The sequence below is a fragment of the Devosia sp. genome, assembly GCF_034675085.1.
Classification (GTDB): domain Bacteria; phylum Pseudomonadota; class Alphaproteobacteria; order Rhizobiales; family Devosiaceae; genus Devosia.
In genome coordinates, this window is record NZ_JAUCDN010000392.1 from 1 (window position 1) to 2,707 (window position 2,707).

The window sequence follows — 2,707 nt, forward strand, 5'->3', positions numbered from 1 at the left end:
CTTGAGCGATTTGAGCTTGGAAAACACCGAATCAGCGTCGAATTCTTCGTGACCCTGGCTGGTGCGCTCATCGGCGGCACCGCCGAAATCGTCCTCGGCCATATCGGCATGGGCGCGGCCGCCGGCGCGGGCCAGCGCTTCCTCGGCGGTGAGCAGCACGGTGCCGGTTTCCACCTCATCGGGGCCAGTCGCGCCCTTGGAGGCGCGCTTGACCTCGAGATCGAGGTCGATCTGGCTGCACAGGCCCAGCGTCACCGGGTCCATGGCGGTGAGGTTGGCCGAATTCCAGTGGGTGGATTCGCGCACCGATTCGATGGTCGACTTGGTGGTGCCGACCAGGCGCATGATCTGCGCGTCCTTGAGCTCGGGATGGTTGCGCACCAGCCATTTGATGGCGTTGGGGCGCTCGTTGCGGCGCGAAATCGGGGTGTAGCGCGGCCCCTTGCGCTTGGAGGCGGCCACGCGCACCTTGGGCTCGCTGAGCTTGAGGCGGTAATTGGCGTCGGCCTCGCCGCGCTCGATTTCCTCGCGGGTGAGTTGCCCGTTCTGGATGGGATTGACGCCCATGATGCCGCCGGCGACGTCGCCATCGGCAATGCCCTGGACCTCAAGCGGATGCAGCGTGCAGAAAGCGGCGATCTGCTCGAAAGACAGCGCTGTGTTGTCCACGAGCCAGACGGCGGTTGCCTTGGGCATCAACAGGGGCTGGGTCATGATAAATCTCTCTTGCAGGCGCGGCCGGTTTTCCTCCGGGCCGCTCCGCCTCTTTGCTTCATGCTGAGGGGAATTGCCCCAATATAAGGCGCGGCAGGGCGATCCGCAATGAATTTATCATTGCTTTTACCGCTCCTGCGCGCCGAAATCGGTCACGAGTACGAGCTTGCCCCAATGGCCGCGCGCCTCCATGGCGGCATGGGCGGCGGCGGCTTCGGCCAAGGGAAAAACGCGGATTTCGGGCTTTTCAAAATCGGGCCGCGACAGGCCGGGGAGGAGATCGGCGCCGATGCGGGCGGCGATGGCCGCCTTGGTGGCGGAAGTTTGCGGGCGCAGGGTGGAGCCGGAAAGCGTGATTTCGCGCGCCATCATCTCGCGCAGCGGCAGGCTGGCCTTGCCTCCGCCCAGCGTCGAGACCTGGAGGATATGGCCGCCCCGGGCGCAGGCGGCGACATTGATGGCGGCCATGGCCCCGCCCACCACGTCGACGACGCGATCGACGCCGCGCCCATCGGTCAGTTCGCGGGCCTTGAGAGCGATGTCCTCGCGCGTATAGTCGATGGTGGCGAAGGCGCCCAGGCGGCGGGCATAGGCGGCCTTTTCGGGCGAGGAAACGACGCCGATGGCGCGGGCGCCCAAAAGCGTGGCGATCTGGATGACGGCCCCGCCAATACCGCCGGAAGCGCCATGGGCGAGCACGGTCATGCCCGGCGCGAGGCCGGCGCGCATCACCAGCGTCTGGGTAACGGTGAACCAGGTTTCGGGCAGGGCGGCGGCCTCGGGCAGGGCCCAGCCCTCGGGAACCGGCAACACCTGGCCTTCCGGCACGGCGACATAGTCGGCATAGCCGCCGCCATTGGCCAGCGCCATGACCTTCTGCCCCAATTGCCAATGGGTGGCGCCGGCGCCGAGCGCGGCGATCTCGCCAGCCACTTCCAGGCCCGGCAGGGGCGAAGCGCCTGGCGGCGGATCGTAGAACCCGGCGCGCTGGGCCAGATCGGGCCCGTTGACGCCGGCGGCAGCGACGCGGATCAACACCTCGCCGGAGGCGGGTTCGGGCCGGGCAAGCGGGCGCAATTGCAGCATTTCGGGACCGCCGGGGGCGGTGATGGCGATGGCATTCATCATGGAAGGCAGGGTCATGCCGCCATGCATGGCCGATGCGGATTTGCTCTGCAAGCCTTTGGCGCTAGACTGGCGCATTGGAACGCCCGAAAATCACCGACCGAGGAGGTTGCCCATGTTCGACGATGACATCAGCAAGCCCAGGCCCCACGAGGTTGGCATGCCCCTCGACACCATGTCGGTGGAAGAATTGAGCGAGCGCATCGGGCTCCTGGAAGCCGAGATCGCGCGGCTGCGCGCCGCCATCGACGCGCGGGGCAGGAGCCGCCAGGCCGCCGACGCCGCCTTCAAGTTCTAGTCCGGCGGGGGACGTGGCGCTTTCGCGGCGGCATGGGACGGCTGGGCTTATCCACAGGCCCGACCTTGGCCAGGGCCATGAGGGCGACCACGAGGCTGGTGGCGGCTGTGGGCGAAAGGCTAGTCATGTCTCGTCCCTCCCTCCGGCGGATCGGGGTCTGTCAGGGTAAATGACGCGTTAAGCCGCCTTGCGGTTCCCGGGGTGGGACAAAAAGCGATCACGATATTGAGATTTTGGCAGGGTTAAGAAATCGACTCCTGTTAACGGCAAATTAAACAATTACCGCTAATCTAAAATTATTCAGAGTTTTCTGGATTTCAGAGCGGTTTCTCCCTCTGTTTGACGCCTCCCTGTTAACTTCGAGAGCGGTAAACTTGCCGCTCTTTTTTCTTTTCCGGGGCACGCATTTGTCCGGGAAAAGCCGATCTTAAAGCTCTTTTCAGCCTGATTGCCCGCGCAAGATGACGGGCAGGCGAAATGCGCCTAGGATCGGCCTGGCAGGAGGGCAGACGGCTTGACCGAATTGGACGAGACTGGAGCGGCGATCGCCATCGGGCCGCGCATCGTGGC

General features: G+C 65.2%; 3 protein-coding genes. 1 reads left to right on the plus strand and 2 read right to left on the minus strand.

Going from position 1 to position 2,707, the window contains the following annotated elements; translation table 11 throughout:
• Both VDP82_RS16770 and VDP82_RS16775 read right to left on the minus strand, forming a co-directional pair.
• Positions 1–714 (minus strand): DUF1013 domain-containing protein (locus VDP82_RS16770; RefSeq protein ID WP_323015969.1); only part of this gene is annotated, 714 nt, incomplete at its 3' end.
• 126 nt (positions 715–840) lie between these two features.
• Positions 841–1,917, minus strand: a complete 1,077-nt coding sequence (locus VDP82_RS16775; protein ID WP_323015970.1) for an NAD(P)H-quinone oxidoreductase — start codon at positions 1,915–1,917, stop codon at positions 841–843.
• A 37-nt stretch (positions 1,918–1,954) separates the two neighbouring features.
• Here VDP82_RS16775 and VDP82_RS16780 point away from each other — a divergent pair, with 37 nt between their 5' ends.
• On the plus strand, positions 1,955–2,137 hold the full coding sequence (locus VDP82_RS16780; protein WP_323015971.1) for a DUF1192 domain-containing protein: 183 nt from the start codon (positions 1,955–1,957) through the stop codon (positions 2,135–2,137).
• Positions 2,138–2,707 lie beyond the last annotated feature (570 nt).

Excerpts from the sequence above, each read along its gene's own strand:
- VDP82_RS16775 (WP_323015970.1), bottom strand. The coding sequence starts at position 1,917 with ATGCGCCAGTCTAGCGCCAAAGGCTTGCAGAGCAAATCCGCATCGGCC.
- VDP82_RS16780 (WP_323015971.1), top strand. The coding sequence starts at position 1,955 with ATGTTCGACGATGACATCAGCAAGCCCAGGCCCCACGAGGTTGGCATG.